The 25,475-nt window shown below is 36.0% G+C and carries 28 protein-coding genes and 1 other annotated feature; of the genes, 27 read left to right on the plus strand and 1 reads right to left on the minus strand.

From position 1 onward, the window contains the following. The first annotated feature begins 8 nt into the window (after positions 1-8). From CLOS_RS16145 to CLOS_RS00590, 3 genes are all read left to right on the plus strand, one after another. On the plus strand, positions 9-215 hold the full coding sequence (locus CLOS_RS16145; protein ID WP_242649584.1) for a hypothetical protein: 207 nt from the start codon (positions 9-11) through the stop codon (positions 213-215). A 577-nt stretch (positions 216-792) separates the two neighbouring features. Continuing rightward, on the plus strand, positions 793-1,938 hold the full coding sequence (locus CLOS_RS16230) for a collagen-like domain-containing protein (protein ID WP_012157984.1): 1,146 nt from the start codon (positions 793-795) through the stop codon (positions 1,936-1,938). Between the two features lie 284 nt (positions 1,939-2,222). Continuing rightward, positions 2,223-3,545 carry an exosporium glycoprotein BclB-related protein gene (locus CLOS_RS00590; RefSeq protein WP_012157985.1) on the plus strand — a complete coding sequence of 441 codons (1,323 nt, stop codon included), beginning with the start codon at positions 2,223-2,225 and terminating at the stop codon, positions 3,543-3,545. Positions 3,546-3,659: 114 nt separating this feature from the next. Here CLOS_RS00590 and CLOS_RS00595 read toward each other — a convergent pair whose 3' ends face one another. Beyond that, the gene (locus CLOS_RS00595; RefSeq protein ID WP_012157986.1) at positions 3,660-5,216 is read right to left on the minus strand and encodes an ABC-F family ATP-binding cassette domain-containing protein; all 1,557 of its coding nucleotides are present in this window, start codon (positions 5,214-5,216) and stop codon (positions 3,660-3,662) included. Between the two features lie 333 nt (positions 5,217-5,549). Between CLOS_RS00595 and CLOS_RS00600 the strand changes: the two genes are divergently transcribed. The 24 genes from CLOS_RS00600 to CLOS_RS00715 all read left to right on the plus strand — a co-directional run bounded on the left by CLOS_RS00600 (position 5,550) and on the right by CLOS_RS00715 (position 25,472). Next, positions 5,550-6,131 carry a GNAT family N-acetyltransferase gene (locus CLOS_RS00600; RefSeq protein WP_012157987.1) on the plus strand — a complete coding sequence of 194 codons (582 nt, stop codon included), beginning with the start codon at positions 5,550-5,552 and terminating at the stop codon, positions 6,129-6,131. Between the two features lie 376 nt (positions 6,132-6,507). Further along, complete coding sequence (locus tag CLOS_RS00605; protein WP_012157988.1) at positions 6,508-6,693, plus strand: DUF4177 domain-containing protein; 186 nt, start codon at positions 6,508-6,510, stop codon at positions 6,691-6,693. A 954-nt stretch (positions 6,694-7,647) separates the two neighbouring features. Further along, the gene (locus CLOS_RS00610; protein ID WP_012157989.1) at positions 7,648-8,172 is read left to right on the plus strand and encodes a GNAT family N-acetyltransferase; all 525 of its coding nucleotides are present in this window, start codon (positions 7,648-7,650) and stop codon (positions 8,170-8,172) included. A gap of 435 nt (positions 8,173-8,607) precedes the next feature. Continuing rightward, positions 8,608-9,414: a class I SAM-dependent methyltransferase gene (locus CLOS_RS00615; protein WP_012157990.1), complete on the plus strand. Its 807-nt coding sequence runs from the start codon at positions 8,608-8,610 to the stop codon at positions 9,412-9,414. A 111-nt stretch (positions 9,415-9,525) separates the two neighbouring features. Further along, positions 9,526-10,326: a class I SAM-dependent methyltransferase gene (locus CLOS_RS00620; RefSeq protein WP_012157991.1), complete on the plus strand. Its 801-nt coding sequence runs from the start codon at positions 9,526-9,528 to the stop codon at positions 10,324-10,326. 225 nt (positions 10,327-10,551) lie between these two features. Continuing rightward, on the plus strand, positions 10,552-11,313 hold the full coding sequence (locus tag CLOS_RS00625; RefSeq protein ID WP_012157992.1) for a class I SAM-dependent methyltransferase: 762 nt from the start codon (positions 10,552-10,554) through the stop codon (positions 11,311-11,313). A 110-nt stretch (positions 11,314-11,423) separates the two neighbouring features. Beyond that, positions 11,424-11,987: a GNAT family N-acetyltransferase gene (locus tag CLOS_RS00630; RefSeq protein WP_012157993.1), complete on the plus strand. Its 564-nt coding sequence runs from the start codon at positions 11,424-11,426 to the stop codon at positions 11,985-11,987. A gap of 471 nt (positions 11,988-12,458) precedes the next feature. Then, a complete protein-coding gene (locus tag CLOS_RS00635) occupies positions 12,459-12,998 on the plus strand; it encodes a GNAT family N-acetyltransferase (protein WP_012157994.1) in 540 nt (179 codons plus the stop codon). Positions 12,999-13,072: 74 nt separating this feature from the next. After that, on the plus strand, positions 13,073-13,420 hold the full coding sequence (locus tag CLOS_RS00640; RefSeq protein WP_012157995.1) for a hypothetical protein: 348 nt from the start codon (positions 13,073-13,075) through the stop codon (positions 13,418-13,420). A gap of 259 nt (positions 13,421-13,679) precedes the next feature. After that, positions 13,680-14,417: a peptidase E gene (locus CLOS_RS00645; protein WP_012157996.1), complete on the plus strand. Its 738-nt coding sequence runs from the start codon at positions 13,680-13,682 to the stop codon at positions 14,415-14,417. A 238-nt stretch (positions 14,418-14,655) separates the two neighbouring features. After that, on the plus strand, positions 14,656-15,123 hold the full coding sequence (locus CLOS_RS00650) for a GNAT family N-acetyltransferase (RefSeq protein ID WP_012157997.1): 468 nt from the start codon (positions 14,656-14,658) through the stop codon (positions 15,121-15,123). Between the two features lie 107 nt (positions 15,124-15,230). Beyond that, positions 15,231-16,061: a PHP domain-containing protein gene (locus CLOS_RS00655; protein WP_012157998.1), complete on the plus strand. Its 831-nt coding sequence runs from the start codon at positions 15,231-15,233 to the stop codon at positions 16,059-16,061. A gap of 367 nt (positions 16,062-16,428) precedes the next feature. After that, on the plus strand, positions 16,429-16,956 hold the full coding sequence (locus tag CLOS_RS00660) for a GNAT family N-acetyltransferase (RefSeq protein ID WP_012157999.1): 528 nt from the start codon (positions 16,429-16,431) through the stop codon (positions 16,954-16,956). 92 nt (positions 16,957-17,048) lie between these two features. Next, positions 17,049-17,327 (plus strand): GyrI-like domain-containing protein, encoded by a 279-nt coding sequence (locus tag CLOS_RS00665; protein WP_049753754.1) that lies wholly within the window; start codon positions 17,049-17,051, stop codon positions 17,325-17,327. Between the two features lie 92 nt (positions 17,328-17,419). Then, the gene (locus CLOS_RS00670; protein WP_012158000.1) at positions 17,420-17,950 is read left to right on the plus strand and encodes a GNAT family N-acetyltransferase; all 531 of its coding nucleotides are present in this window, start codon (positions 17,420-17,422) and stop codon (positions 17,948-17,950) included. 180 nt (positions 17,951-18,130) lie between these two features. Continuing rightward, the gene (locus tag CLOS_RS00675) at positions 18,131-18,940 is read left to right on the plus strand and encodes a hypothetical protein (RefSeq protein WP_012158001.1); all 810 of its coding nucleotides are present in this window, start codon (positions 18,131-18,133) and stop codon (positions 18,938-18,940) included. A 4-nt stretch (positions 18,941-18,944) separates the two neighbouring features. After that, on the plus strand, positions 18,945-19,169 hold the full coding sequence (locus CLOS_RS00680) for a PF20097 family protein (protein WP_041718854.1): 225 nt from the start codon (positions 18,945-18,947) through the stop codon (positions 19,167-19,169). Positions 19,170-19,225: 56 nt separating this feature from the next. Next, on the plus strand, positions 19,226-19,717 hold the full coding sequence (locus tag CLOS_RS00685) for a GNAT family N-acetyltransferase (protein WP_278183752.1): 492 nt from the start codon (positions 19,226-19,228) through the stop codon (positions 19,715-19,717). Positions 19,718-19,934: 217 nt separating this feature from the next. Then, on the plus strand, positions 19,935-20,630 hold the full coding sequence (locus CLOS_RS00690) for a response regulator transcription factor (protein WP_012158003.1): 696 nt from the start codon (positions 19,935-19,937) through the stop codon (positions 20,628-20,630). Between the two features lie 89 nt (positions 20,631-20,719). Beyond that, positions 20,720-21,643: an ATP-binding cassette domain-containing protein gene (locus CLOS_RS00695; RefSeq protein ID WP_012158004.1), complete on the plus strand. Its 924-nt coding sequence runs from the start codon at positions 20,720-20,722 to the stop codon at positions 21,641-21,643. Then, positions 21,636-22,388: an ABC transporter permease subunit gene (locus tag CLOS_RS00700; RefSeq protein WP_012158005.1), complete on the plus strand. Its 753-nt coding sequence runs from the start codon at positions 21,636-21,638 to the stop codon at positions 22,386-22,388. The genes CLOS_RS00695 and CLOS_RS00700 overlap by 8 nt, the downstream gene beginning before the upstream one ends. A gap of 32 nt (positions 22,389-22,420) precedes the next feature. Then, positions 22,421-23,344: a sensor histidine kinase gene (locus tag CLOS_RS00705; RefSeq protein WP_012158006.1), complete on the plus strand. Its 924-nt coding sequence runs from the start codon at positions 22,421-22,423 to the stop codon at positions 23,342-23,344. Between the two features lie 84 nt (positions 23,345-23,428). Then, positions 23,429-23,689 (plus strand) — a binding site (T-box leader). A 75-nt stretch (positions 23,690-23,764) separates the two neighbouring features. After that, on the plus strand, positions 23,765-24,808 hold the full coding sequence (locus tag CLOS_RS00710; protein WP_012158007.1) for a methionine ABC transporter ATP-binding protein: 1,044 nt from the start codon (positions 23,765-23,767) through the stop codon (positions 24,806-24,808). Beyond that, on the plus strand, positions 24,792-25,472 hold the full coding sequence (locus tag CLOS_RS00715; protein ID WP_012158008.1) for a methionine ABC transporter permease: 681 nt from the start codon (positions 24,792-24,794) through the stop codon (positions 25,470-25,472). The genes CLOS_RS00710 and CLOS_RS00715 overlap by 17 nt, the downstream gene beginning before the upstream one ends. The last annotated feature ends 3 nt before the right edge of the window (positions 25,473-25,475 follow it).

Raw genomic sequence — 25,475 nt, forward strand, 5'->3', positions numbered from 1 at the left:
CAAGGCTGTTGGTATATACCAGCAGCCTTGTTTTATATAGAGCACTACTTATGAACCGGAAGGTCCTTCAGGCCCCTGTGGCCCTTGAGGTCCTTGAGGTCCCTGAGGTCCAGCAGGGCCTTGAGCACCCTGTGGTCCCTGAGGGCCTTGAGCACCTTGAGGTCCCTGAGGTCCCTGAGGCCCTTGAGGGCCTTGCGGTCCTGGGATCAAAATAAAACCATGGCAGCAGACTGGGCATAAACAAGGAAATGGTGGGCATGGCTGCGGTCTATTGTTTCGACGATGGCACCGAAACTCTACATAGTTCCGCTCTTGGCAATTCCTTGGAAGAATGTAACAGTTACTTCTCGATCTATTGTTACTGCAGTCGCATCTCATATCAAAAACTCCTTTATATAGTATTGTAAGATAAATATATTAGTAATATATTATCTTACAACATTATATTTTAGGTAGGATAAAATGCTACAATTCGTATGGATATTTTATCGTTATAAGCTTTGAATAGACCTCCATTGGGAGAAATAAAAAGATGGGAACGAATAAAGACCTAAGGCATATACTGGAATTGAAAATAGAGGCAACACAAAATATGCTTTAAATTTACCCACTGTGTTTGTCCTCCAATTTTCATAATATTTGCAGGCTAAAGGATTTTATTCTTGAGCATTTAAAGTCGGTGAATACCTAAAATCTTTAGCTGTGTTCAATATCTAATAGGCCATGAAGCAACTTTAGTTGTGTAATTTTAGCAGAATTAAAAGCTAAATTTAATAAGGAGGATATATCAATATGGATTATAAAAATGACAATATATACTACAATTGGAATAGAGATTGCAAATGTGGACATTGCGGACATTGTAGACAATGTATAATATGTCCATGCGGAATAACAGGCCCAACCGGTCCAACGGGTGCTACAGGAGCGACAGGCCCAACCGGAGCGACAGGAGCAACAGGTTCCACAGGTCCAACGGGTGCTACAGGAGCGACAGGCCCAACCGGCGCAACCGGAGCGACAGGTCCAACCGGTCCGTCTGGGGGTCCAGCAGGACCAACCGGTCCAACCGGTCCAACAGGCCCAACCGGTCCAACAGGCCCAACCGGTCCAACAGGTCCAACAGGCTCAACAGGAGCAACTGGTGTAACAGGTGCAACAGGGCCGACAGGGGCAACCGGTGTAACAGGTCCAACAGGTCCAACAGGTCCAACAGGAGCAACCGGTGTAACAGGCCCAACGGGTCCAACAGGAGAGTCAGGACCGACAGGAGCAACCGGTGTAACAGGCCCAACAGGTCCAACAGGAGAGTCAGGACCGACAGGAGCAACCGGTGTAACAGGCCCAACGGGTCCAACAGGAGAGTCAGGACCGACAGGAGCAACCGGTGTAACAGGCCCAACAGGCCCAACAGGTCCAACGGGAGCTACAGGACCGACAGGAGCAACAGGTGCAACAGGTGCAACGGGTCCAACGGGTCCAACAGGATCGACAGGAGCAACAGGTGCAACCGGTCCAACAGGTCCAGGAGGAAATACCATTTATCTAGCCACAGACCAATCCATTGCCAACAATCAGTATTTAGGTCTTGGAAATGCTTCTGCTGATTTTACAAGAAATACTGTAGTTATCGCACAAGATTCAACAATTGTAGGTTTAGCTTTTAGCATAAGGACAGAGATATTAGATGCTAATGATACCATATCGGCAGAAATCGTACGAAGCACAACATGTGGCGATGTGTTAATTGACACGGGAATTATAGCAACCGTCACAGGTCCAAGTTCTGAAGGTGCCCGTAATTGCTGTGCCTTCGTTTCAGCAGACTATAATGTTACAAGATGTGATCTTTTGTCTATCAGAATCACCCGTACTGGAGAGCAAGGAGCATTAATGGAGGGCGCTACAGCCACTATTTTAGTTAATACGTCTGCTTAATTTATGGAATATGGGCTACCGCAACAGTGATTAAAAACCACTGTTGTGGTAACTTAAACAGAAATAACTTGTATCCGCTGCGGTATGAAAAAAGGGGCGTACCTTTTAATCAGACTCATAGAAATATATAATCATACCTTCCCCCTTATAGTTGAGTTGTGCTTTTCTAAGACGTTAATCAGGTGACTACATTCCTTGAATACAAAAAACTTACATTGTATTTTCTTTTTAATAGATTCTAGAACTAAAAATTAAATTAAATTAAATAAGGAGGAAATGTCAACATGGATTATAAAAATGATCATAGATACTCCCGTTGGAATGGAAGTGGAAATTGTAATTGTGGGCATTGTAGACAATGCATTATATGTCTAGGTGGAATAACAGGAGCAACCGGTCCAACTGGCCCAACTGGAGCGACAGGTCCTACAGGTCCAACTGGAACTACAGGAGCAACAGGTTCCACAGGGCCAACAGGTTCCACCGGAGCGACGGGTTCAACAGGTCCAACAGGTCCAACAGGTCCATCTGGAGGTCCAGCAGGTCCAACAGGTCCAACGGGTCCAACTGGTATAACGGGACCGGCAGGAGCAACAGGTCCAACAGGTGCGACTGGGGTCAATGGAGTAACAGGAGCAACAGGTCCAACAGGTGCGACTGGGGCCAATGGAGTAACAGGAGCAACAGGTCCAACAGGTCCAACAGGTGCGACTGGGGCCAATGGAGTAACAGGAGCAACAGGTCCAACAGGTCCAACAGGTGCGACTGGGGCCAATGGAGTAACAGGAGCAACAGGTCCAACAGGTCCAACAGGTGCGACTGGGGCCAATGGAGTAACGGGAGCAACAGGTCCAACAGGTGCGACTGGGGCCGATGGAGTAACGGGAGCAACAGGTCCAACAGGTGCGACTGGGGCCGATGGAGTAACAGGAGCAACAGGTCCAACAGGTGCGACTGGGGCCGATGGAGTAACAGGAGCAACAGGTCCAACAGGTGCGACTGGGGCCAATGGAGTAACGGGAGCAACAGGTCCAACAGGTCCAACAGGTTCCACTGGAGCGACTGGTCCGACCGGTGCAACGGGTGCAGCAGGAGATGGAGCTATTATCCCATTTGCTTCTGGAGTAACACCTGCCGTTTTGACCACTGTACTAGGTAGCGTATTGAACACAGGTAGCATCGTAGGTTTTGGTTCAAACATAACAGGTGTAAGTGGTCTGGGTGGTGCAATTAATATTACGCTAATTGGTGATCTAGCTTTCAATGTACCTCGTGATGGTATATTAGACTCCTTATCTGCGACCTTTAACGTCACTGTTGGCTTGAGTTTAATTGGATCTACCGTTACAGTTTCTGCAACAGTATATTCTGCACCAGCTGGAAGTAACTCCTTTACACCAGTTCCAGGAGCAACAGTTAATCTTGTTCCAGCTTATACGGGTCTGATTTCTGTAGGAGATATTGCTACAGGTTCAATCAGCGGTATTAATTTCCCTGTTACAACAGGTATGCGGTTGATGCTTGTATTTTCTTCAGCTATTACAGGTGGTCTTGATATAGCATCTACGTTGACTGGTCAGGCAAGTGGCGGTATTGGAATCAGCTAAATGATTTCTTATAGATAAAAAAACCTTTTAAAATAAAAAACTCAGCAGGTTATTTTAACTGCTGAGTTTTTAGTATCTTCTATTATAGAGAATTCAATACAATGGTTTGTTCATTTATACGATTTTAGTTGTCCAAGCCTCAAGATTCCAAACATCTGTTACAACATCCTGATAGAATTCAGGCTCATGGCAGATCAATAAAATACTGCCCTTATATGCTTTTAAGGCTCTCTTCAGCTCCTCTTTCGCATCTACATCTAAGTGATTGGTAGGCTCGTCTAAAACCAATACATTGGTTTCTTTATTAATGAGCTTACACAGACGTACTTTGGCATGTTCTCCACCACTCAATACAACGATCTTACTTTCGATGTGCTTTGTAGTTAATCCACATTTTGCAAGAGCAGCACGAACTTCATACTGGCTAAGGGAAGGGAAGTCATGCCACACTTCTTCAATACAAGTGTTATAATTTGCTTCTTTTATTTCCTGCTGAAAATATCCAGTATATAGCGTATCGCCAAGTTCAACTTCGCCAGAAAGAGCTTTTATTTCTCCTAAAATACTTCGAAGAAGGGTAGTTTTACCAAGTCCATTGGCACCGACAAGAGCGATCTTTTGTCCGCGTTCCATTCTAAGGTTTAAAGGCTTAGAAAGGGGTTCATCGTATCCAATTACTAAATCCCTTGTTTCAAATATCAATCTGCCAGAAGTTTTTGCTTCTTTAAAGTTAAACTCTGGTTTTGGTTTTTCATCCGGAAGCTCTATAATATCCATTTTATCAAGTTTCTTTTGTCTAGACATGGCCATATTTCTAGTGGAAACCCTTGCTTTATTTCTAGCCACAAAATCTTTTAAATCTGCAATTTCCTGCTGTTGTTTTCTATGAGCAGCTTCTAGCTGTAACTTTTTAGTTTCATAAATGTTGATAAAATTATCATAGTCTCCAACATAGCGGTTTAATTCCTGATTTTCCATGTGATAGATAAGGTTAATAACGCTATTAAGGAAAGGAATATCATGGGAAATCAATATAAAGGCATTTTCATATTCTTGCAAGTATCGTTTTAACCATTCGATATGTTGTTCATCTAAATAGTTCGTAGGCTCGTCCAGTAGAAGTATATCCGGTTTTTCAAGAAGTAGTTTAGCTAATAAAATCTTTGTTCTTTGCCCACCGCTTAAATCTTGGACGTCTTTGTCGAGACCAATATCTTCTAAACCAAGACCTCGAGCAATTTCCTCAACCTTAGAATCAATAATGTAGAAATCATTATTCGTTAAAGTATCTTGGATGGTTCCCATATCTTCAAGAAGTTTTTCTAATTCATCTTCAGACGCATCGCCCATCTTCTCACATATTGTATTCATTTCCGTTTCTAGGTCAAATAGGTATTGAAATGCACCTTTTAGTACATCTCTGATGGACATACCTCTCTCTAGAACAGTATGCTGATCTAAATAACCAACTCGAACACGTTTGGACCACTCAACTTGTCCATCGTCTGGTTCTAATTTTCCTGTAATTATATTCATAAAAGTAGATTTTCCTTCACCATTGGCTCCAATCAATCCAATATGCTCACCTTTTAATAAACGGAATGAAACGTTATTAAAGATGGCACGATCTCCGAAGCCGTGAGTTAGGTTTTTAACTGTTAAAATACTCATGTTATTCTCCCTTCAATACGATAAACAATAGTGAACATACATAATAGATTATATATTACCGGAATCATATTGGAAAGAAGATTTTAATGTTTTGCATTCAAGATTTTTTCAATTCTAAAAAAACTTGGTAAAAAATAAATGTTGGGAAGTTGCACTAATATTAAGATAAATAGAGGATTCATAAGATAGAATGGTTTTTTTTAATGGCATTCGGGCATACTATATCAGGTGATGAATAAACATATGTTTTTCGTCGGATTTGAAAGTTGAGTAGTTTAGTAGGATATTATATAATGAAAGAGAACAAAAACTAAAAATTAGAGGTGTATATCAATGGAAACAGATAGTTCCGATAGTGATGACAGTGATAGTGACAGGAATAAGAATATTCGGTCTGATGCGAAGCTGCTGGATTATAGAAAAGAAATATTAATCAATATCACTGACGAAAGAGGTAGAATAGGATATATTAAGGGGGTTTTACTAAATACAGAGCATATTCTTAAAGAATTAAAGTCTGAGGAAGTGTTAAAGGTTCTAGAGTTTAATGACAAAGAGGATGAAGAAGAAATCAAAAGCTTCTACATTCAGGTACTATCGAAAGGTAATTGTAAAGACAATGGATTTTATATTACCGAGTTATTCATAGAAAAAGAATACAGAGGAAATGGCATTGGTAGAAAAATTTTTGATGAACTACCTAAATTTTTATATGACCAAGTGGATCGGGATATATCTTGTATATATTTAATGCCAGGACCTTTAGAGAAAGTCGACGGAGAAGTGAAATATATTATGAACTCTAAAGACGAACAGATGGTAGCCTTAAAACAACGATTGATTAAATTTTATGAATCTGTAGGGTTCAAAAGAATTGGCAACACAGACTTTTACAATAAGAATCAAGTTATTTAGGAACGTTCCTATTTATAAAGGTTTGAATAGGTTCTTAAAAAAATAAAAAATGATAGGCAATATAGAAGCCATGGATGAAAGAAATTTTTATCCATGGTTTTTTATCTATTTGACGAAAGGAATAAAATGGTTTAATATCATAGCAAGTAAAAGAGAATAGCAGGGAGGAAAGCGAAAATTCAATCATTGTAGCAGTTATGACAGAATCTAAGCAGTTGCGTTGCAGCATTAAGTCAGCATTTATTAGATTCAGGATATAAGTTTTGCTCTTTGTTTACAGATCTAGCCAATCCAACTTCAAATAGTATTTATATGAAAATAGGATACAAACCCGTCGGGGATTTTGATGGGTATATTATAGAAGGGAGAGAGAAAAATGTATGAATATAAATATGTCCAAGCGACACTAGGAGGATTTTTCAAAGAGGCAAATCATAGGGAAATAATTAATGAACATGCTAAGCAAGGATGGCGATTAGTACAAGTATTACCTATGTATTATAATTCACATGGAAAGCCCATGGAGTATGAAATCATATTTGAGAGGAAGATAGATGAGTAGTATAATCAATTTATATGCGATAATAAGTTTGAAATAGAAATTTCAAACATATGGAAAATAATAAAAAATTATAAATCAGAAATATATGGATTTAAATGGGCAGATGAGGATGGTCCTAGATTCCAGCTTGCACCTATGGGATACAGAGGATATATAGAAGCAAGGCCGGTAAGAGAATTAAATAAATTATAAGATAAGTGTAAAAAGAGCCCTATTCAAATTGAATAAGGCTTTTCTATTGGGAATACAACAAGTTTTTTTTCAAGTGATACTTTAAACAATCACTTATAATAAATTCACAAATGAGATATTTCCACCAAATAAAAGGTATTTTATGGGTGAATGTAGAAGAATTTACGGAGTATAGGGATTAGGAATTTTGAGGCGGTATTATGGGGAGGTGAGACTTTTGCTTGTATTTATACTGATAATTATAATAATGTTTTTTATAGCTTATTTAATTGGGATTATCAAAGAGACTCATGAGAAAACACTAAGTACTGAGGAACGTGTAAAAAATATAGAAAAGATATTAGAGGATTTGAAAAATAGAAGCTGATAAGATACTAAATTGATTGTAGGAGTATTCTGCTTTGTTACATATTATAAAATAAAAATATAAAAATTGGCTCTGTCCGATGATTTTAAGCTTGGATGGAGTGATATCGATATACTATGTTTAACTAAAAAGTATTTCAGATAAACAGGGGGAACAACTGCTCAATCTAAGACAAATACTTTTATCTGAAGATAAGAATAACCTATATTTCCGCTCCTTTGAAGGATATTCAGGTTGGAAAAACGTTCTATTTCATAAAGTCCCTTGTTGAAAGATTTTCTATATCCAGAATAAATGGATTGCATAATCCAGTTATCAGCTTTAGATATAAGGTTTTTATCAGTGGAACGAAATAATAAAAGTATTTTATACAAAGGGTTGAGGAGGCGACAAATTTGTATTCCATTGATCGGATAACAGAGGATAGTAAGAAAAAAGAAATTAGTAATTTGATATTAAGACAGTTACCAGAATGGTTTGGAATAGAACAATCGCTCATAGAATATGTAGATGGTGTCTATGATACAGATTTTTACGTATCCTATTGTAACGAAACTCCAGTTGGATTTATAAGTGTAAAATATAATAATCGTTTTACAGCGGAAATATATGTAGTCGGCATATTAAAGGAACACCATCATAGAGGGATGGGTAAAAAGCTCATACATATATGTGAAGAAGAGTTAAGAAGAAAAGGGATTGTGTATTTTATGGTTAAAACACTGGGAGAATCCCATCCAGATCAAAACTATAAAGATACAAGAAATTTTTATACAAAAGTAGGGTTTTACCCTCTGCAAGAAATCAACGAGATATGGGGAAATGAGAATCCGTGTTTAATCATGGTAAAATATATAGGATATAAGGAAGTGGTATTATCAAAAAATTTAACAACACAAACACAAACTTTCAAAAGATAAATACAATACTATCAGTCATTGGATTGTTAGTGATTGGATTTTCCTTTTATACATCGCAAAGCATAGGGCATATCATCCTGATTATCTTAGGGTTACAGCAGCTCATATTTTCGTTTAACTACAGCAGGATGCAAAAACGTGGTGAGAGCACGGTATCCCTTGCTATTGCCATGCTTATGTTTGTTTGCGCAGCCATAATGAAGATGAGATGATCTATCCACGGAAAATTAAATGAAATGTATGTAATAAGGACTGAATCATAGAATGGCTTCTAAAATAGGGCTGGATATGTTGAGTCCTTTTAATATTATACTCCACAAGAACTTTATAAAAATAGAAGATAAAAAATATTCAATAAATGAAGGAGATTCCATGAAAATTATAGAACATTAAAGCAGAACTGAGATTAAATTAAGGGGCGAAGGGGGAGCAATTATGACAGAAGAGGTAAGAAAGTATTATGATGATTTTGCGGAAAATGAGTGGAACAGATTGAATAATAGCTATTCTAGAGTAGAATATGCATCAACGTTATATTTAATAGAAAAGTATTTCCCAAGGACAGGAAACATTATAGATATAGGATCTGGACCGGGAAGATATTCTTTAGAGCTCTTAAAAAGAGGCTATCATGTCAGCCTTCTCGATCTATCCAAAAATGAACTTGAAATTGCGAAGAAAAAAATAGAAGAAAGCAACCTAAAGGCCGAGCATTATTATTGCAAAAGTGCATTGGAATTGGACTTTTTAGAGGATGAATTTTTTGATGGCGTTCTAGTAATGGGACCATTGTATCATTTACATGGTGCTCAGGAGAGAGAAAAGGTATTAAAGGATACCTATAGGATATTAAAAAAAGGCGGTGTGGCATTAATCTCCTATATCAACACTTGGGGAGCACTGAAAGCCAGTGTAAGTGAATTTCCTGAAAGCTTTGAGGATGAGGCCCACTTTGAAAGATATATCAAAGGTGATTTGAGGTTTTCATCAGAGGAAAGCTTTACCGCCACATTCTTTACAACGCCACCATTGGCACTGAAAGAGGTTGAAGAATCCGGCTTTACAATAGTATCCTATGCTGGTGCAGAGAGCTTTCTATCGGGTTTGAATATCCAGCTACAGAATCTTCATAAATATATGCCCCATGTATACAAAAATTACTTAGAAGCTGCACCGAAATACTGTGAACTGCCACAGTACAGAGATGCTACAGAGCACTTACATATTATTGTCCAGAAATAAAATTGATTTCGAACTCAATTTAAAACTCTGTTTTAAATTTCAATCCTCAAAACAAAAGTTGGAAAAAATATAAATCACACTTGAAAATATCATAACCATGGGGGAATATCGGTGAAAACAGTTGTGGATTTTTATGAAAAATATGATGAAGAAAGCAGGATAACTACCAATAATGCAAGGAAAATAGAATTTCTAATGACTACAGGGGTCTTAGATAATCATATAGAAAAAACTCATAGGATATTGGAGATCGGGGCAGGGACCGGTGCCTATTCTTTTTATTACGGTGAAAAAGGAAACTTTGTAATAGCTACAGATATCACACCGAAGCATATTGAAATTATTGGGCAAAAGATGAAAGAGAGAGGTAATGATATAAATTTACAGGCAGAAGTAGCAAATGCTACAGATCTAAGTCAATTTTCATCGGAGAGCTTCGATGTGGTTTTGTGTCTTGGTCCAATGTATCATTTAACAAATAGTTCAGATAGAAAAACCTGTCTAAGTGAGGCATTAAGAGTATTGAAAAAAGGTGGCTTGTTAGCAATTGCATATATTAATAAGCATTTTGTATTAAATTCAGTAATGATAAGAAACAAAGAATTTCTTACACGTAATTTCATCGATAAAATTTTAGATACAGGGGTTACTAGAGAAGGAGAAAAAGAATGTTTTTGGACTGATGCGTTCTTTACCACGCCAGACGAGATGGCGTCTTATATGAACTGCTTCGAGGTAGAGATCATAGACCATCTAGGTGTAGATGGATTGAGTCCATATTTCAAAGACGCTGTAGATGGAATGAACAGTGAAGAATATGAATCTTGGCTGTATTACAATATGAGAAGCTGTCGAGAAAAGAGCATATTAGGCATCAGTAACCATGGTTTATTGTTATGTAAAAAGAAATAGTTTGATTCCAAATCCACCTAAAGTTGAGAAATACAATAGGAATCTCTCTAGGTTTCTAATAAAGTTGGTATTTTAAAAGGGGTGATTTTTTGCAAAGAATAAAGCGAATTAACTACTCGGTGCAGTTCATGTAATCTGATAGCAGATTGTATCGAGAGTGCTAAATATGTTATCAGCTAACTGCACTGCTTTTCATCAAAGTAAATTGTGAAAAGGAGAATAGTTATGGATTATATAAAATTAATAGAAGCGTGGAAATTAGAAGAGAAAAATGGCTTTGAAGGTTGGAATTTCTCTCATATTGCTCACAGAATGATGGAAGAACCGTTGCCTTGGGATTACGATAAAATAATTCGACACAATTTAAACGCTGATGATCGATTATTAGATATGGGTACTGGTGGTGGAGAGTATCTGTTAACCCTCAATCATCCTTATAAAAATACATTCGTAACAGAATCCTATGAGCCTAACTTCAAACTATGTCAAAGTCAACTAACGCCCCTTGGTATTGATGTTCGGCAGGTTTTCGATGATCATAGTTTGCCGTATGAAGATAATCTATTTGATTTAATAATCAATAGACATGAAAGCTTTGATATTAAAGAGGTTTATAGGATATTAAAACCAGATGGTTTATTTATTACGCAACAGGTTGGTGGTTTAAATAATAAGGAGCTATCGAAGTTCTTAATAAAAGATTTTAAGGAAGCAGTCAGTAGTGAATATACTTTAGATCATTGTATCAAATCAATTCAAAATCAAGGATTCATTATTTTAGAGTCGAAGGAATATTTTCCAACTGTAAAATTTTTTGACATTGGCGCATTGATTTATTTTGCGAAGATTGTTGTATGGGAGTTCCCAGGTTTTTCGGTGGAAAAGTGCTTTGAGGAGCTTTGTCAATTGCAGTCAATCATGAATAATCGGGGGTATGTTGAAACGAAAGAACATAGGTTTATGATTGTCAGCAAGAAATTAAAGTAAGTTAATTTTGAGCTTGTATAAGTAGTGTTGGACGATGGAATTGCAGAGGTGTGCAATTCCATTAGCCAACATATAGGATAATCGTAAAAAATAAACAGGGGGAACGGCATATGATTGAAGGCAAAAAAATAATGATAAGACAATTAGAATTAGGGGATGAGGAGTATTTATATAAATGGTGGAACACAGGTGAGATGATGGAACATGCAACCCATGTATTTGGAGTTCTCCAGAGCAAGCAAACAATTCAAGATAGCATAAAAAGAGAGACGGAGAATACGAACCTATTTCCAGAGAATAAGAGATTTCTTATATGCAAAAAAGATAGTTTCGAACCAATCGGAGAAATGAATTACGTTGGATGGAATGCAAGAAATCAGAAATGTGAATTTGGCATTAAGATTTGTGAGGTAGGGGAACAAGGCAAAGGATATGGGAAAGATGCTTTATACCATTTTATAGATTTTTTATTTAGATTTTTAAACCTTAATAAAATAGAGTTAACTTCTATGAAAGACAACATTAGGGCGCATAATTTATACAAGTCTCTTGGGTTTAAAGAGATTGGTATAATAAGAGAGGCTTGCTTTGACAGTAGAATAGGACAATTTTCTGATGTAGTATATATGGATTTATTAAAACGTGAGTGGATTCAGATAAAAGGTAGAATTTAACACCATTTTCATATACTGCATCTTGATAAATAGGAGAACAATTATTAAGATTTCAAATACGAAAATGTTCTTTTAAAACTCAGTTATGTAGTATTAAAAAATCAACCATTCATTATAATGATATAGAAAAAATTGTAGGAATCCTTTAATAGACGGATCAGGCTGTATGAATAATGTGCTTAAAATTTAGTCAAGTATTTGTGTTGAGAAATAAGTAATAAAATTAGGAGATGAAACTGTGCTCAAGAACAGGCGAATTAGAGATTTTACAATAGGATTTATAGCTTACTTTATAGTATCATGGACATTAGATTTATTTGACCTAAATACAGGAATCGTTAGATTCATAGTTTTTTTGATTATAGTATTCATAGGCTACTTCATTATTCCCTTATTTAAGGAGAAGTAGTCCTGATGTTTTTTAAAGCCCAATAACGATCAACTCAATTATTTAGCAATTGGAGGTTTATGATGGAAGAAATCAGCTATAGAGAATTAAAAGAAATCGAATTAGATGAAGCATTATTTGTGAAGTTCAATCGCTATCAAGATGTAAAGAAATGTTGGCGTAAAGAAAATGGAGAATGGTTATTAAAAGATATTGCTTTTACAGAACAGTGGAGTTTAGATGAATATAGAGAATTGACAAAGTACCTACAGAATACAATCAAAACAGGTGGAACTGTATTTGGCGCATTTAACAAGGATGTACTCGTTGGTTTTGCATCCCTTGAAAATGAGTTTTTTGGTTCCAATAAGGAATATCTTCAGCTTTCAAGCATACACACATCCTATGAATATCGGGGCTGTGGCATAGGTAAAAAATTATTCTCTCTTATATGTAGACAAGCAAAAGAATTGGGAGCTCAAAAGTTATATATATCTGCGCATTCAGCTCAAGAGACACAGGAATTTTATAAAGCAATGGGTTGTACAGAAGCTGTAGAATACAATGAAAAATTAGTTGCTGCAGAACCATGTGACTGCCAATTAGAGTATGTATTAGCCTAGTAGATATTAATATGCAATGTTCTTATATTATGCATTCGCAGGATTATGCCAAATAAAGAAAAGAGGCTAGAGGTATGGATAAAAATTTAATAAGATTTTTAATGTTTCTAGCTTATTGTGTTCCATATGGATATTTAGCTATGAAGGGAGATGCTACTTTTGGAACAATGATATTCTACGGACTAATGATAGCTAGTTTTGGAATCCTCTGTAGAACCGCCATTAGGACAAATAATGCTATTGTACTTATTATTGGGAATGTTTTGAGTTTTATCTCATCATATTTATTTACCTTTAAAAACCTATCTGAAGAATGGGGATGGTATTTTAAGCCCTTTACTCCTATGAGTCTTTTATTATTAATAACAACTGTTTTCTTCACAATACAAGTTTTAATTATATTCAGATTTAGTAAAAAGTAAGAAGGACGAACAACATTGTAAAAGGTAATAAAAGAAGAATTCAATGATAAATATCCAGCTAGAAAATCAATCTAGACAGAGTTTGCCCATGGCAGAGGAGAACATGGACTTCGCTTTCAATTGGCTGCGATTGCCTTCTAAGGATAGTTTGGAATATTGGGATACTCAGTATAACTTACATGCTCTATAAATGATATCATGACGGTAAAAAATATAAAGTAAGCAGCAGAACTGAATATAGTAAAGAGGAGGAAAAGGAATGGGAACTATTTTCGCTATTGGTGGAGGCGAGATCAGAAAATTAGAAACGCTCCATATTGATAACATGATCGTAGAATCAGCACACAAGGAGAATCCTAAAACGTTATTTATACCAACTGCAAGTAATGAATCACAAGAATACATCGATTCATTTAATTATATTTATGGTGAAAAGCTTGGGTGCAGTACCGATGTTTTATTGCTATTGGAAGGTAAAACGAGTGCGGAAGAATGTAAAAAGAAAATCATGGATGCTGATATTATCTATGTAGGTGGTGGTAATACCCGTAAGATGTTACAGGTATGGGAAGATTATGGCGTGGATCAGTTATTAAAAGAAGCATATAAAAGTGGAAAAGTATTGAGTGGAATGAGTGCTGGCTCCATTTGCTGGTTCAAAAGTGGACATAGTGATTCTCAAAGCTTTGATAAAGAGGATAATTGGCGGTATATTCGGATAGAGGCAATGAACTTAATAAATGCGATGCATTGTCCACATTATGATGAGGATGCAAGAAAAGAAGACTTTAGTAGAAAAGTATTAGAATATGATGAAATTGGAATTGCTGTAGAGAATAATTGCGCTATTGAATTTAAAGATAACTACTATAAGATTCATAAGTCTAACTTAAAAGCAAAAGCTTACAAATTATATCAACTGAATGGGAAAGTCATCAAAGTAGAATTAAATAATACGGCAGAATATAGACCAATAGAAGAGATACTTCATAAATAGTAACAAACAAGCTATGGACAGGGTCTCTATTACAGGGGAGCAGCGATATGAGAAACTTCCTCATTTGTTTGCAGTAGAATTTTCTTAGGAGAAACAGTTTTATCATTCGTGTGGAGTACCCCATTATTCTGGATCTTTTATGCTTTGGTTCTTAGAGTTTTTCAAGAATGTTCATTTGGATGATGAATACTACTTGGTAAATATAAACGGTGAGGGTTAAAAGGAGAGAAGAAATAAGATGTATTATCGGACCATAAATATTAAAAATTATCAGGATAGGGATATGATAATTAAATTTAGAAAAGATACACACGAGGTAGGTTGGGAAATGAGTACAAGGTTTGATTCAATCTCTTATATCCAACGTATGGAAGAAAGAATTCATAAATTTCCTGATGGACAATTAATAATCGAGGACAGTGGTAAGCCTATTGGCCAAGTTGGATTTGATATTCAAGAATACAATGGGAAAGAGATCGGATATGTGAACATATTTTATCTAATACCAGAATATAGAGGGAGAGGGATTGGAAAAGAGATAATTCAATATGTTGAAGATTTTTTTACAAAATCTAATGTATCAGAATATCATTTGAGAGTTTCCTCTAGAAATGAAAAAGCGATAAATTTGTATACCAAAATAGGAATGATCAAGATTAATGAGGAAGATGGTAGCCTAAGAATGAAAAAAACACTTTCAAAGTAGTTATAAGAAATTCTTTGAGAATAATTTGTTTAGAGCTAGGGAGAATTCTTTGAAGAGTTGAATTAATAAATCGAGTGTAGTTTATTGAACAAAGGTTAGGTGAGTTTATGGATAGAAAAGATCAATATCAAGTGGATATGCATATCCATACGACTGCTTCAGATGGAACTTGGACTATGGAGAAGTTATTAGAATTTATTTTAAAAAGTAATATAAAATTATTTTCAATTACAGACCATGATACTATTGAGAATAGTATCAAAATGTTTCATAGAGTTCCAGATAATATCAACTATGTTATAGGTACAGAAATCTCATGTACTTATGATATGGAAGAATACCACATAACTGCCTATGATTTTGATTATAGAAACAGCAAGTTAAATGGTCTTATTGAGTTTAATCAAATTCGAAGAAAAGAATTTAATAGGAAGATTATCGAATTTGTAAAGGAAATAGATAAAATAACAGATATTACAGACTACTTTTTATATAAATATGATCGCAATAGAGGTGGATGGGAATCTTTAAACTATTTACTAGATAAAAATATAGTCGGGAATCTCAAGGAATATTTTGAAATTGTAAAATTGAGTAATAAAAAAATACGTTTTAAGAGCCCTCAAGAAGTAATCGATATAATTAAAGATGCAGGTGGTCATCCATTTTTAGCACATCCTAGTGCTTATAAGAACGGCGGTAAGTTACCCGCTGAAGTCCTGAAAGAATGGAAGGCTTATGGGATTTCAGGTATAGAGTGCTTTTCTCCATATCTTAGAAATATAGAGGATGGAAACTATTATGTAAAGTTTTGTAACGAAAACAATCTAATGATTTCAGCAGGATCAGACTGCCATGGGGAATTTAATAATAGGGCTTTGGGTATTCCAAAAGTTGGTGTGGATGAGATAAGATTAGATTTTATGAAAAATATTTAGTAATTGTTCTGATGCCAAGTTATTTGGAAAATTTTTTGAGGGATTACAAAAACGGTTCATACTATACTCTTGATCGGTTGAAGTATTCTGCTATAAATCAAATATTCTAAATGGTTGGGAGAACTGATGAACTTTACAGTGTCTATTGGAAAAGCTGATAAAGCAATCAACATTATGAAAGAAGTAGCTAGTAGTGTAGGATGAGAGGTGCGAAATATTTAAGGTTGGACACTGGTTGGGATGACAATAAAATGCCAGGGTGTAAAGTATGAAAATTTAACGTAATGTTAGCTTGTAATTTACGTTAAGCATACATAGCGGATATGTATTACAAATTATAAATTATTTATGTAATTGGAGGGATAGCATGAACCGATTAAAACTAGTTTTACCGGCACCAGAGTATAAGGAAGAGATTATGGAATACAAAAAAGAGTTTATTGAAAATGGAGATAGTATGGATGGAACTGCAGGTTTGAGAAATGCTGAAACCTTTGAAGACTGGTATGATGCATTTCTCCACAATCTGAAGGAAGAAACTGTGAAGGAAGGTCTTGTCCCATCAACTACATATATGGCTATGTCTACTAAGGATAACCGTCTAATCGGAATGATTGATATCAGACATCGACTAAATGATTACTTATTAAATTTTGGCGGACATATAGGCTATAGTGTCAGAAAATCAGAGAGAAGACAAGGCTATGCAACTGAGATGTTAGCATTGGGACTAATAGAATGTGCAAAAATGAATATTAGAAAGGTCCTGATTACTTGTGACAAAGATAATATTGCATCTGCAAAAACTATAAGAAATAATGGTGCTAAGTTAGAAAATGAAGTGCAGGAGGGTGACAGAGTTACCCAAAGATACTGGGTCACTTTAGATAAATAGAGGAGTATGTAGAGCTTAAACGCAATGGCATATTTGTTCGGATATGAATAGATAGAAATATGAAATAAGAGGGAGCCAAGAATGAAACACGAATGGAGAAAGCCTTTGAAAATGTAAGGAAGAAGAAGCCAAATCCCCTACTAGAAGAAGTGTTTTTTGATACCATTAGTGATGGACTATCAGTTCAAATGCTTCACATTGGTTCCTACGACAATGAATCACAAAGTTTTGATCAAATGAAAAAATTCATAGAAGAAAATCATCTTGAAATAAAGGCGCTAGTACATAGAGAAATTTATCTTTCCGATGCGAGAAAAGTAGAGCCTACAAAATTAAAAACGGCATTAAGATATAGGGTTAGAAAAAGATAACAGGGATTTATGATATAAGGATCATCTAGAGATATTTTAAAATAAGGATATTAAGTTTAAGATTGTAAGAAATATCTGGGGGAGAATTTTATATGGACAAATGTATTTTAATAAAACCAAACCTTTGTTATGAAAGTGATATTCAGGATTTCCGCAAAGAAATGTTAGATGTGAATAGTTCCATGGATGGAGCAGGACCACTGAAACGTATGGATAGTATAAAAGAGTGGTTGGAATTTAATCGGAGATGCGAAAATAAAGAAACTGTTCCTAAAAATTGGGTTACCTGTGAACAGTACATTTATGTACGTGAAGCAGATAATAAAATCGTTGGTATGATTCAATTTCGCCACTACTTCAATGAATTTCTTGAAAAGTACGGTGGTCATATTGGATATTCTGTTCGTCCTGATGAAAGAAGAAAAGGCTATGCTACAATGATGCTCGCAGAATGTCTTGGTATTTGTAAAGCCTATGGACTTAAAAAGGTTTTGATAACGTGCATTAAAGGGAATGAAGGTAGTAAGCGTACTGTTTTAGCAAATGGTGGCGTGTATGAAGGTACAATCTATTGTGAGCCTGATGACGTATATCTAGAAAGATATTGGATTGCTTTAGATTAATATAGAAATCAAATCATCGAGTATACGGTAAAGAATCTCTCTTAGATGCCACACAGTACTTATAGAAATTTATATTGGCAGAGGATACAAAATATCTACCTAAGGATATGCTATTTCTATAATAAGCTTTGGTAAAAAAAGATACAAAAACTAACGAGGAATGTGAGGGGAACTGAGAATATGGAAGATCTCTACAAGAATATAGAAATGTTTTTTGAAAAGCTCCCTATTTCAAGAAATAACATGGCACTAAAGAAGGCTTTTATAGAAGAAATAGATGCGGAATATGAAGAGCTAAAAAAAGAAAATACGGAAGAAGAAAGTATTCGAATACTAAAGAACGAACATCAATTTATTTATGAAGTCAATAAAATGGACGGGACACCGGGTCTATATTTATATAGCAAAGGATTGACAATATCCGATGTAGGTTTAGTATTTGACCCCAGCGAAAATGAAGAAAGATTTGAAAGAGCCTATCAGCTATTAAAAGAGCTTTGTGATATAGATCTTTGTTACCAGAGGGAAAAAGAAGATTTTAAGTTCGACCCCTCTGAAAGATTGATCATCTTCGCATTGGATCGAGACAGAAACTATTTTGGATTTATTGGAGACAGCGGTAATTTAGGTGAGTCCAATATTCCTATTGCATATATTCGTAAGGAAGGAATCTATGGTAAAGTAGCCAATAACTTAAAAGAGTTGCTGGAACTAGCGTTGTTCTATCCTTATTGGTATGAGTTTATTCAGCTTAGAAGTAGCGATAAGGAATATTCCTTAGAAATGTTAGAAAGGCAATGGATTCAGGAGACCCCGGATTTCTATGAAAAACAGAAGGAACTTGCAAATGCTTTGGGCATAAATAAAAACGATCATTCTCTAGATATCTTAATTGAGAACTTAAGGCAAAAACCTAGTTTTATAGTTTCTGATCTTGCCGACGATTTCCATCAATTTAAGTATATTCTAGGAGCATTCGAAGAGGAGTGAAAATATGAAATGTCCATGCTGTAATGAAGAAATGGAACTGGGTTATTTGCAGACAGGAACAATAATCACTTGGACAAAGAAGATACATAGGATTTCTTTACTTCCAAGAAAGGGAGAAGTCATGTTAGAAAATAATGTATTTAAAGGGGTTAACTTTCCAGCGTATATCTGTAAATCATGTAAAAAGGTATTACTGGATTATTCCGATAAAAACTATGAAGAAGGCTAGCGTAAGAATATGGAGGGATATTTATCAAAACAATTCATGAGCAATCCAACCTTATAATTTTAAGAAATACGACGGAAGATGATTTGGATTTTGTTGTTCAGACGGAAAGAGATCTGGAGAATGCCAAATATGTTCTTCAATGGACGAAAGAACAGCATAGGGGCGCTATGGAAGATGAAGATATGTTGCATCTAGTCATTGAAGACAGTCAGACTCATAATTTAGTAGGGTACGCAATCATTGCTGGACTAAAAAACTATGATAGAAATATAGAGCTGAAAAGAATTGCAATATCTGAAAAAAACAAGGGGTATGGGCGAGAGGCGATAAAACAAATCAGAAAAATTTCCTTTGAAGATTTGAATGGTCATCGGCTTTGGTTAGATGCAATTTGCAAAAATCACAAGGCTCATAGATTGTATGAGTCAGAGGGCTTTGTTCAAGAAGGCGTACTAAGAGAGTGTATGTTCATCAACGGACAATACGAATCCATCGTTGTTATGTCCATCTTAGAGGAAGAGTATAGAAGCAATTTTAAAAATAGATAGTAACAAGATATACAAAAATAAAATAGTACGACCCAATCATTGTCATTCAAGATTTGCTTTAGGGGAGCATTTGATTAATGTGGAAATCAATACCAGAAAAAATTTGTATTTTGAGTAAAGGGGAGAGGGAGAATGGATCATCGAACGTATTCATAGTGAATGAAGTAGATGGATTTTAATACAGATACAGGCACGATATTATGAAAGGAGTCAAGACATGGAGGAATCTGTAAATATACTAATTGTGGAAGATGATATGGATATCAATAACTTGCTCTCTAAAATGTTAAGCAAACGGGGGTATCATGTGAGACAAGCATATTCTGGCACGGAGGCGTTGATGTGTTTGGAGCATTACGAATTTCAGCTTGTTCTATTGGACTTAATGCTGCCTGGAATGGTCGGTGAGGAAATCATTTGTCAAATAAGAAAGCTGAAGAATATGCCGATTATTGTTATTTCCGCAAAATTAGCACAGGATACTAAAATAGAAGTCTTAAATCTGGGCGCCGACGATTTTATTGTAAAGCCATTCGATGTGAACGAGGTCTTAGCACGGGTTGAGGCTCAGCTAAGGCGATATATGGTGTTTTCTAATCCGAGGGACAAGCAGAATATTTTAACCTATAAAGATTTAGTATTAAATCGGGATACCGTAGAAGTTACAATGAAAGGACTTCCTATTTCTGTTACGGCGAAGGAGTTTGCTATACTGGAGCTATTGATGGAGCACCCTAAAAAGGTATTTACAAAGGCCAACTTGTTTGAGCAAGTTTGGAACGATGAGTTTTTAGGTGACGATAACACGGTCAATGTTCATATTAGTAACCTCCGATCCAAGCTTGCAAAAGCTGATCCAGCTACAGAATATATCCACACAGTATGGGGAATTGGATTTAAAATGAATGAATAAACTTAAGTCTTTCTTAAGTTTTTCTTTATGTCAACTTGTAAATTATATCTTAATATATAGTCATACAAGAAGAAGGAGGTCCAGTTCAAATGATAGAAACGGTACTTAGAACCAAGGATATCACCAAAAAATACAAGAATAATTTTGCTGTGAACAATGTGAGCATGGAAGTAAAGCAAGGGGACATTTATGGCCTTGTGGGAAAAAATGGAGCGGGTAAGACGACTTTACTTAGAATGGTCAGCGGTCTTTCTGTGGCAACCAGTGGCGGATTAGAGTTGTTTGGCGAAGCATCCAGCGATGGATTAAATAAATCAAGAATGAGAACGGGATGTATCATTGAAACACCAAGCTTTTTTCCATACCTGTCTGCAAGCAAGAATCTGGAGTACTATAGGATACAAAAAGGTATTGTAGAGGAGGAGGTTATAGAAAGAACGCTGAAGATGGTGGGACTTGAAGGTACAGGGAATAAAAAATTTAAAAACTTTTCCCTTGGAATGAAGCAGCGGTTAGGTTTGGCCTTTGCTATCATGGGAAACCCAGAACTGCTCATTTTAGATGAGCCGATCAATGGATTAGATCCATCTGGAATCGTAGAGTTCAGAGAATTATTATTAAAGCTGAATCGAGAAAACAATATTACCATCATAGTATCCAGCCATATATTAAGTGAACTTTCACAGCTGGCAACAACCTATGGATTTATTCATAATGGACAACTGGTAGAGCAAATATCGGCGAAAGAATTAGAGGAAAAATGCAGGCATTATTTAGCAATCAAGGTGGACGATATAGGTAAGGCCACGGTCACAATTGAAAATAAACTTGGAACCAACAAGTACGAAGTCCTCAATGACAATCAAATACGGTTATATGATTATATTGATAGACCTGAGGTTGTAAACAAAACCCTTGTTATAAACGATGTCATGGTTTCGTCAATCCATCAAACTGGCATGAATTTAGAAAACTATTTTATCGAGTTGATTGGAGGGAGCCACAATGCTTAATTATATTAAAGCTGAACTGTATCGAAATTTTAACAGGGTATACTATTGGGCATTTATAACAATTACATCTGCTGTAGCATTGCTGTGTAATATACTGATTAAATCAACAGGAAATGTAACCAGTATGAGCTTGTCGGAGATAATGTATATAGGGATTCAAGCAATAAATCTGCCAATATTCTTGGTGTTAATGATGGTGGAGATCGTTACCAGTGAGGAGAATAAAAACCTTACGATTCGAAATGCTGTATCTTTTGGTATCCCTAGAAATAAGATGATTGCCTCAAAAGTGGTCACAACAACAATTCTATCGAGTATCGCAGCACTGATTATACTAACCGTATTTTTAGGGAGCGGTGCAATACTGCTTGGATTCGGTGCAGACTTCTCCTTAGAAATAGTAAAGGATTTCTCCCTTAGATTACTGGTGGCTGTGCCATTGTGGATTGGAGCAATATCTGTAGGTACTTTTCTAGGGATTGTATTTAAAAGTAGCACAGTATCTAGTTTTATTTATTTTGGTGTATTTACTATGGCACGTAAAATTATTAATGTACTTGAAGTAATCGTATCAGACAAATTTAAGTATCTTCATAAGATATTGATTACTACAAATTTATTTAACTTGCGTAATGATGTACTATCCAACGAAATAATTATTTCTGCTATTTTAGTAGGAGTGGGTTTTACTGCATTGTTTACGATTTTAAGTATGGTATACTTTAATAAAATCGAAGTCAAGTAACAGAGAGGGTGGTATCTATACAATTATTATGTATGATGTTAATTATTCTATTGGGTATATTTATCACCCTATATATCTTTTTGCAAAAAGAAATAAGAGGAATGGTAAAGCAATTAAAGAGAATTAATAAAAGTAATACAAATGCCAAGGTGACATTATCTTCCGCCAATAAAGATATCGTAGGCTTAGCACGAGAAATCAATGCAACATTAGAAGAAAAACAAAAATCAGAAATTGAGCATAAGAAAATTGACCTAGAATTAAGACAGGCTATTGCGAACATGTCCCATGACTTAAGAACACCCCTTACATCCATCATTGGATATATACAGCTGATGGATGATCCGAATCTATCGGATGATGAAAAGACGGAATATAAAGATATCGTTAAGAGGAGAGCAGAGTCCTTACAGACCTTAATATCAAGTTTCTACGATTTATCGAGGCTGGAAGCGAGGGAATATAACTTTGAACTCGGTCCAGTGTATCTAGATAAAATTCTGTACGATTTAATCGCTTCATTTTATAGAGATTTTCTAAATAAAAATATAGAGCCTGCCATTGATATACTGGAAAAGGCAGCGCCAGTGATTGCCGATGAGAATGCGGTAAAAAGAATTTTCTTTAACTTAATACAGAACGCCCTAAAGTATGGCAATCAGAGAATGGCTATTTCTTTAAAACAGAATGAAGCATATACCATTACAACTTTTACAAATGATACCTCAAATCTAAAAGAGGAAGATGCAGCCCGTATATTCGAACGATTTTTCACAGCGGATTCAACGAGAAGTAATAAGAGTACAGGGCTTGGATTAGCCATTACGAAAGAGTTGGTGGAGCAGATGGGTCATACCATTGATGCGGAAATATCAGGGGATAAACTTAGCATTATAATAAAATGGCGGAGGACATCCATATCGACCAGGTTGGACTCAAGGAACTGCCTAAAATAGATTTAGGCGGAGGAGCCTGCAATTTTCTTTAAATTAACTGTTGACATTTAAAAATTTCAGGGATATAATCTTATCTAAATATAAGCAAAGACGTTGAAGAGAAGAGTAGGTATGTAAATACCAATACAGAGAGCTCCTGTTGGTGAGATGGAGCAAGGGAAGGCATATTGAACATGGTCTTGGAGTTGGATTGCTGAAGGGAAACTTTAGGCAGTCACGTAATGCACACGTTACAGTGCCGGAGTATTTAAGGATGGAATTCCTGCGTACTCGATGAGGTATATGCCGCGAGGCTTATACGAACTTAGGGTGGTATCACGATGCGCTTACGCTTTCGTCCCTTTGCATTCATATGCAAAGTGGCGGAAGCTTTTTTGATTGACTCAACAGGGCATAATTGATATAGGGGAGGGAGTACCATTGATTGAAATTGTAAATGTGAGCAAAATATTTGACGATAGTAAAAACAAAGTTCATGCAGTGCAAGATGTATCTTTAAAGGTTGAAAAAGGACAAATCTATGGCATTATCGGATATTCTGGAGCTGGTAAAAGCACCTTAATTCGATGCATCAACCTTTTAGAGCGACCTACTACGGGAAAAGTTTTGTTTAAAGGAGAGGACATTACCCTGCTCTCTGAAAAAGAGCTGAGAGAAAAAAGAAAGAAAATCGGAATGATCTTTCAAAATTTTAACCTTTTTAACTCTAGGGACGTCTATCACAATATTGCATATCCATTAAAGGGAGCAAATCTTTCAAAAGAAGAAGAGCGAAAAAAGGTAAAAGCCTTATTGGAGCTTGTAGGACTTAGCGATAAGGAACATGCATATCCTTCTCAGCTCAGTGGTGGACAAAAGCAAAGGGTGGCAATCGCAAGAGCCTTAGCCAATGACCCAGAGGTGCTACTTTGTGACGAAGCCACCTCTGCATTGGACCCTAAAACAACGAAATCGATTTTAGAACTTTTAAAAGAGCTGAGAGAAAAACTCGGATTAACCATTATACTCATTACTCATGAAATGGCAGTAATTAAAGACATTTGTGACAGAGTGAGCGTAATGGAAAACGGAAAGGTAGTAGAAGAGGGCGATATTGTAAAGATATTCAGCAGACCTGAAAACCAAACGACGAAGGGCTTCTTAGAAACTGCAACCAACACAAGCAAGATTTATGAACTACTCCAGCTCAAAGACAATATATTCAACATAAGGGATGAGGATGTATTAACGAAGGTGAACTATCTAGGAGAAGCAACGAAGGATGCGCTGATCTCCGAGGTGTCTCGAAAATTCAGCATCAACGCAAGTATTCTATATGGAAACCTAGAGGTTCTAGGAAAAACGCCTGTTGGAGAGCTCATTGTACTATTTAGTGGAAATAGGGAAGATATATTCAAGGGCATCGATTATTTTAGAGAAAAAGGATTAATAGTGGAGGTGATGGACCATGGTAGAAATTCTTAGTAAATATATACCAAATGTTTTAAATTCTACAGATGAAATTTTAGTGGCAATCTATCAAACCCTGATTATGGTATCCATATCCGGTATCCTATCGCTGATATTTGGGGTTCTGCTGGGTGTGACCCTTGTAGTTACAAGGAAGAATGGCATACTAGAAAATACTGTAATCAATAATATCCTAGATAAGGTGATCAACGTATTTCGAAGTATCCCTTTTATCATTTTAATTGCAGCCATTATGCCTTTAACAAGATGGATGGTGGGTACTGCCATTGGGATAAAAGGAGCAATCGTTCCATTGGTCATCGGAACTGTGCCATTCTTTTCTAGACAGATAGAGAGCGCCTTATTAGAGATCAATAAAGGAATTGTAGAGGCCGCACAGGCCATGGGGTCCGGTCCAATGGACATTATTTTTAGGGTATACCTAAAAGAAGGATTACCTGGAATCATCAGAGGTGTCACTATAACCTTTATCAGCTTAATCGGTTCTTCTGCTATAGCAGGAGCCGTTGGTGGCGGTGGAATTGGAGATTTAGCAATCCGTTATGGCTACCAAAGATTCCAAGCAGACATTACCTATATCAGTGTAATCCTATTATTAATACTGGTATCGATAATACAAGGTGTTGGCAATTTAATTATCAAAAAAGTAACCCATTAAAAG

The organism is Alkaliphilus oremlandii OhILAs (assembly GCF_000018325.1).
GTDB classification, from domain to species: Bacteria; Bacillota; Clostridia; order Peptostreptococcales; family Natronincolaceae; genus Alkaliphilus_B; species Alkaliphilus_B oremlandii.

Excerpts from the sequence above, each read along its gene's own strand:
- CLOS_RS16230 (WP_012157984.1), top strand. The coding sequence starts at position 793 with ATGGATTATAAAAATGACAATATATACTACAATTGGAATAGAGATTGC.
- CLOS_RS00590 (WP_012157985.1), top strand. The coding sequence starts at position 2,223 with ATGGATTATAAAAATGATCATAGATACTCCCGTTGGAATGGAAGTGGA.
- CLOS_RS00595 (WP_012157986.1), bottom strand. The coding sequence starts at position 5,216 with ATGAGTATTTTAACAGTTAAAAACCTAACTCACGGCTTCGGAGATCGT.
- CLOS_RS00600 (WP_012157987.1), top strand. The coding sequence starts at position 5,550 with ATGGAAACAGATAGTTCCGATAGTGATGACAGTGATAGTGACAGGAAT.
- CLOS_RS00605 (WP_012157988.1), top strand. The coding sequence starts at position 6,508 with ATGTATGAATATAAATATGTCCAAGCGACACTAGGAGGATTTTTCAAA.
- CLOS_RS00615 (WP_012157990.1), top strand. The coding sequence starts at position 8,608 with ATGACAGAAGAGGTAAGAAAGTATTATGATGATTTTGCGGAAAATGAG.
- CLOS_RS00625 (WP_012157992.1), top strand. The coding sequence starts at position 10,552 with ATGGATTATATAAAATTAATAGAAGCGTGGAAATTAGAAGAGAAAAAT.
- CLOS_RS00630 (WP_012157993.1), top strand. The coding sequence starts at position 11,424 with ATGATTGAAGGCAAAAAAATAATGATAAGACAATTAGAATTAGGGGAT.
- CLOS_RS00635 (WP_012157994.1), top strand. The coding sequence starts at position 12,459 with ATGGAAGAAATCAGCTATAGAGAATTAAAAGAAATCGAATTAGATGAA.
- CLOS_RS00640 (WP_012157995.1), top strand. The coding sequence starts at position 13,073 with ATGGATAAAAATTTAATAAGATTTTTAATGTTTCTAGCTTATTGTGTT.
- CLOS_RS00645 (WP_012157996.1), top strand. The coding sequence starts at position 13,680 with ATGGGAACTATTTTCGCTATTGGTGGAGGCGAGATCAGAAAATTAGAA.
- CLOS_RS00650 (WP_012157997.1), top strand. The coding sequence starts at position 14,656 with ATGTATTATCGGACCATAAATATTAAAAATTATCAGGATAGGGATATG.
- CLOS_RS00655 (WP_012157998.1), top strand. The coding sequence starts at position 15,231 with ATGGATAGAAAAGATCAATATCAAGTGGATATGCATATCCATACGACT.
- CLOS_RS00660 (WP_012157999.1), top strand. The coding sequence starts at position 16,429 with ATGAACCGATTAAAACTAGTTTTACCGGCACCAGAGTATAAGGAAGAG.
- CLOS_RS00665 (WP_049753754.1), top strand. The coding sequence starts at position 17,049 with ATGGAGAAAGCCTTTGAAAATGTAAGGAAGAAGAAGCCAAATCCCCTA.
- CLOS_RS00670 (WP_012158000.1), top strand. The coding sequence starts at position 17,420 with ATGGACAAATGTATTTTAATAAAACCAAACCTTTGTTATGAAAGTGAT.
- CLOS_RS00675 (WP_012158001.1), top strand. The coding sequence starts at position 18,131 with ATGGAAGATCTCTACAAGAATATAGAAATGTTTTTTGAAAAGCTCCCT.
- CLOS_RS00680 (WP_041718854.1), top strand. The coding sequence starts at position 18,945 with ATGAAATGTCCATGCTGTAATGAAGAAATGGAACTGGGTTATTTGCAG.
- CLOS_RS00690 (WP_012158003.1), top strand. The coding sequence starts at position 19,935 with ATGGAGGAATCTGTAAATATACTAATTGTGGAAGATGATATGGATATC.
- CLOS_RS00695 (WP_012158004.1), top strand. The coding sequence starts at position 20,720 with ATGATAGAAACGGTACTTAGAACCAAGGATATCACCAAAAAATACAAG.
- CLOS_RS00700 (WP_012158005.1), top strand. The coding sequence starts at position 21,636 with ATGCTTAATTATATTAAAGCTGAACTGTATCGAAATTTTAACAGGGTA.
- CLOS_RS00705 (WP_012158006.1), top strand. The coding sequence starts at position 22,421 with ATGATGTTAATTATTCTATTGGGTATATTTATCACCCTATATATCTTT.
- CLOS_RS00715 (WP_012158008.1), top strand. The coding sequence starts at position 24,792 with ATGGTAGAAATTCTTAGTAAATATATACCAAATGTTTTAAATTCTACA.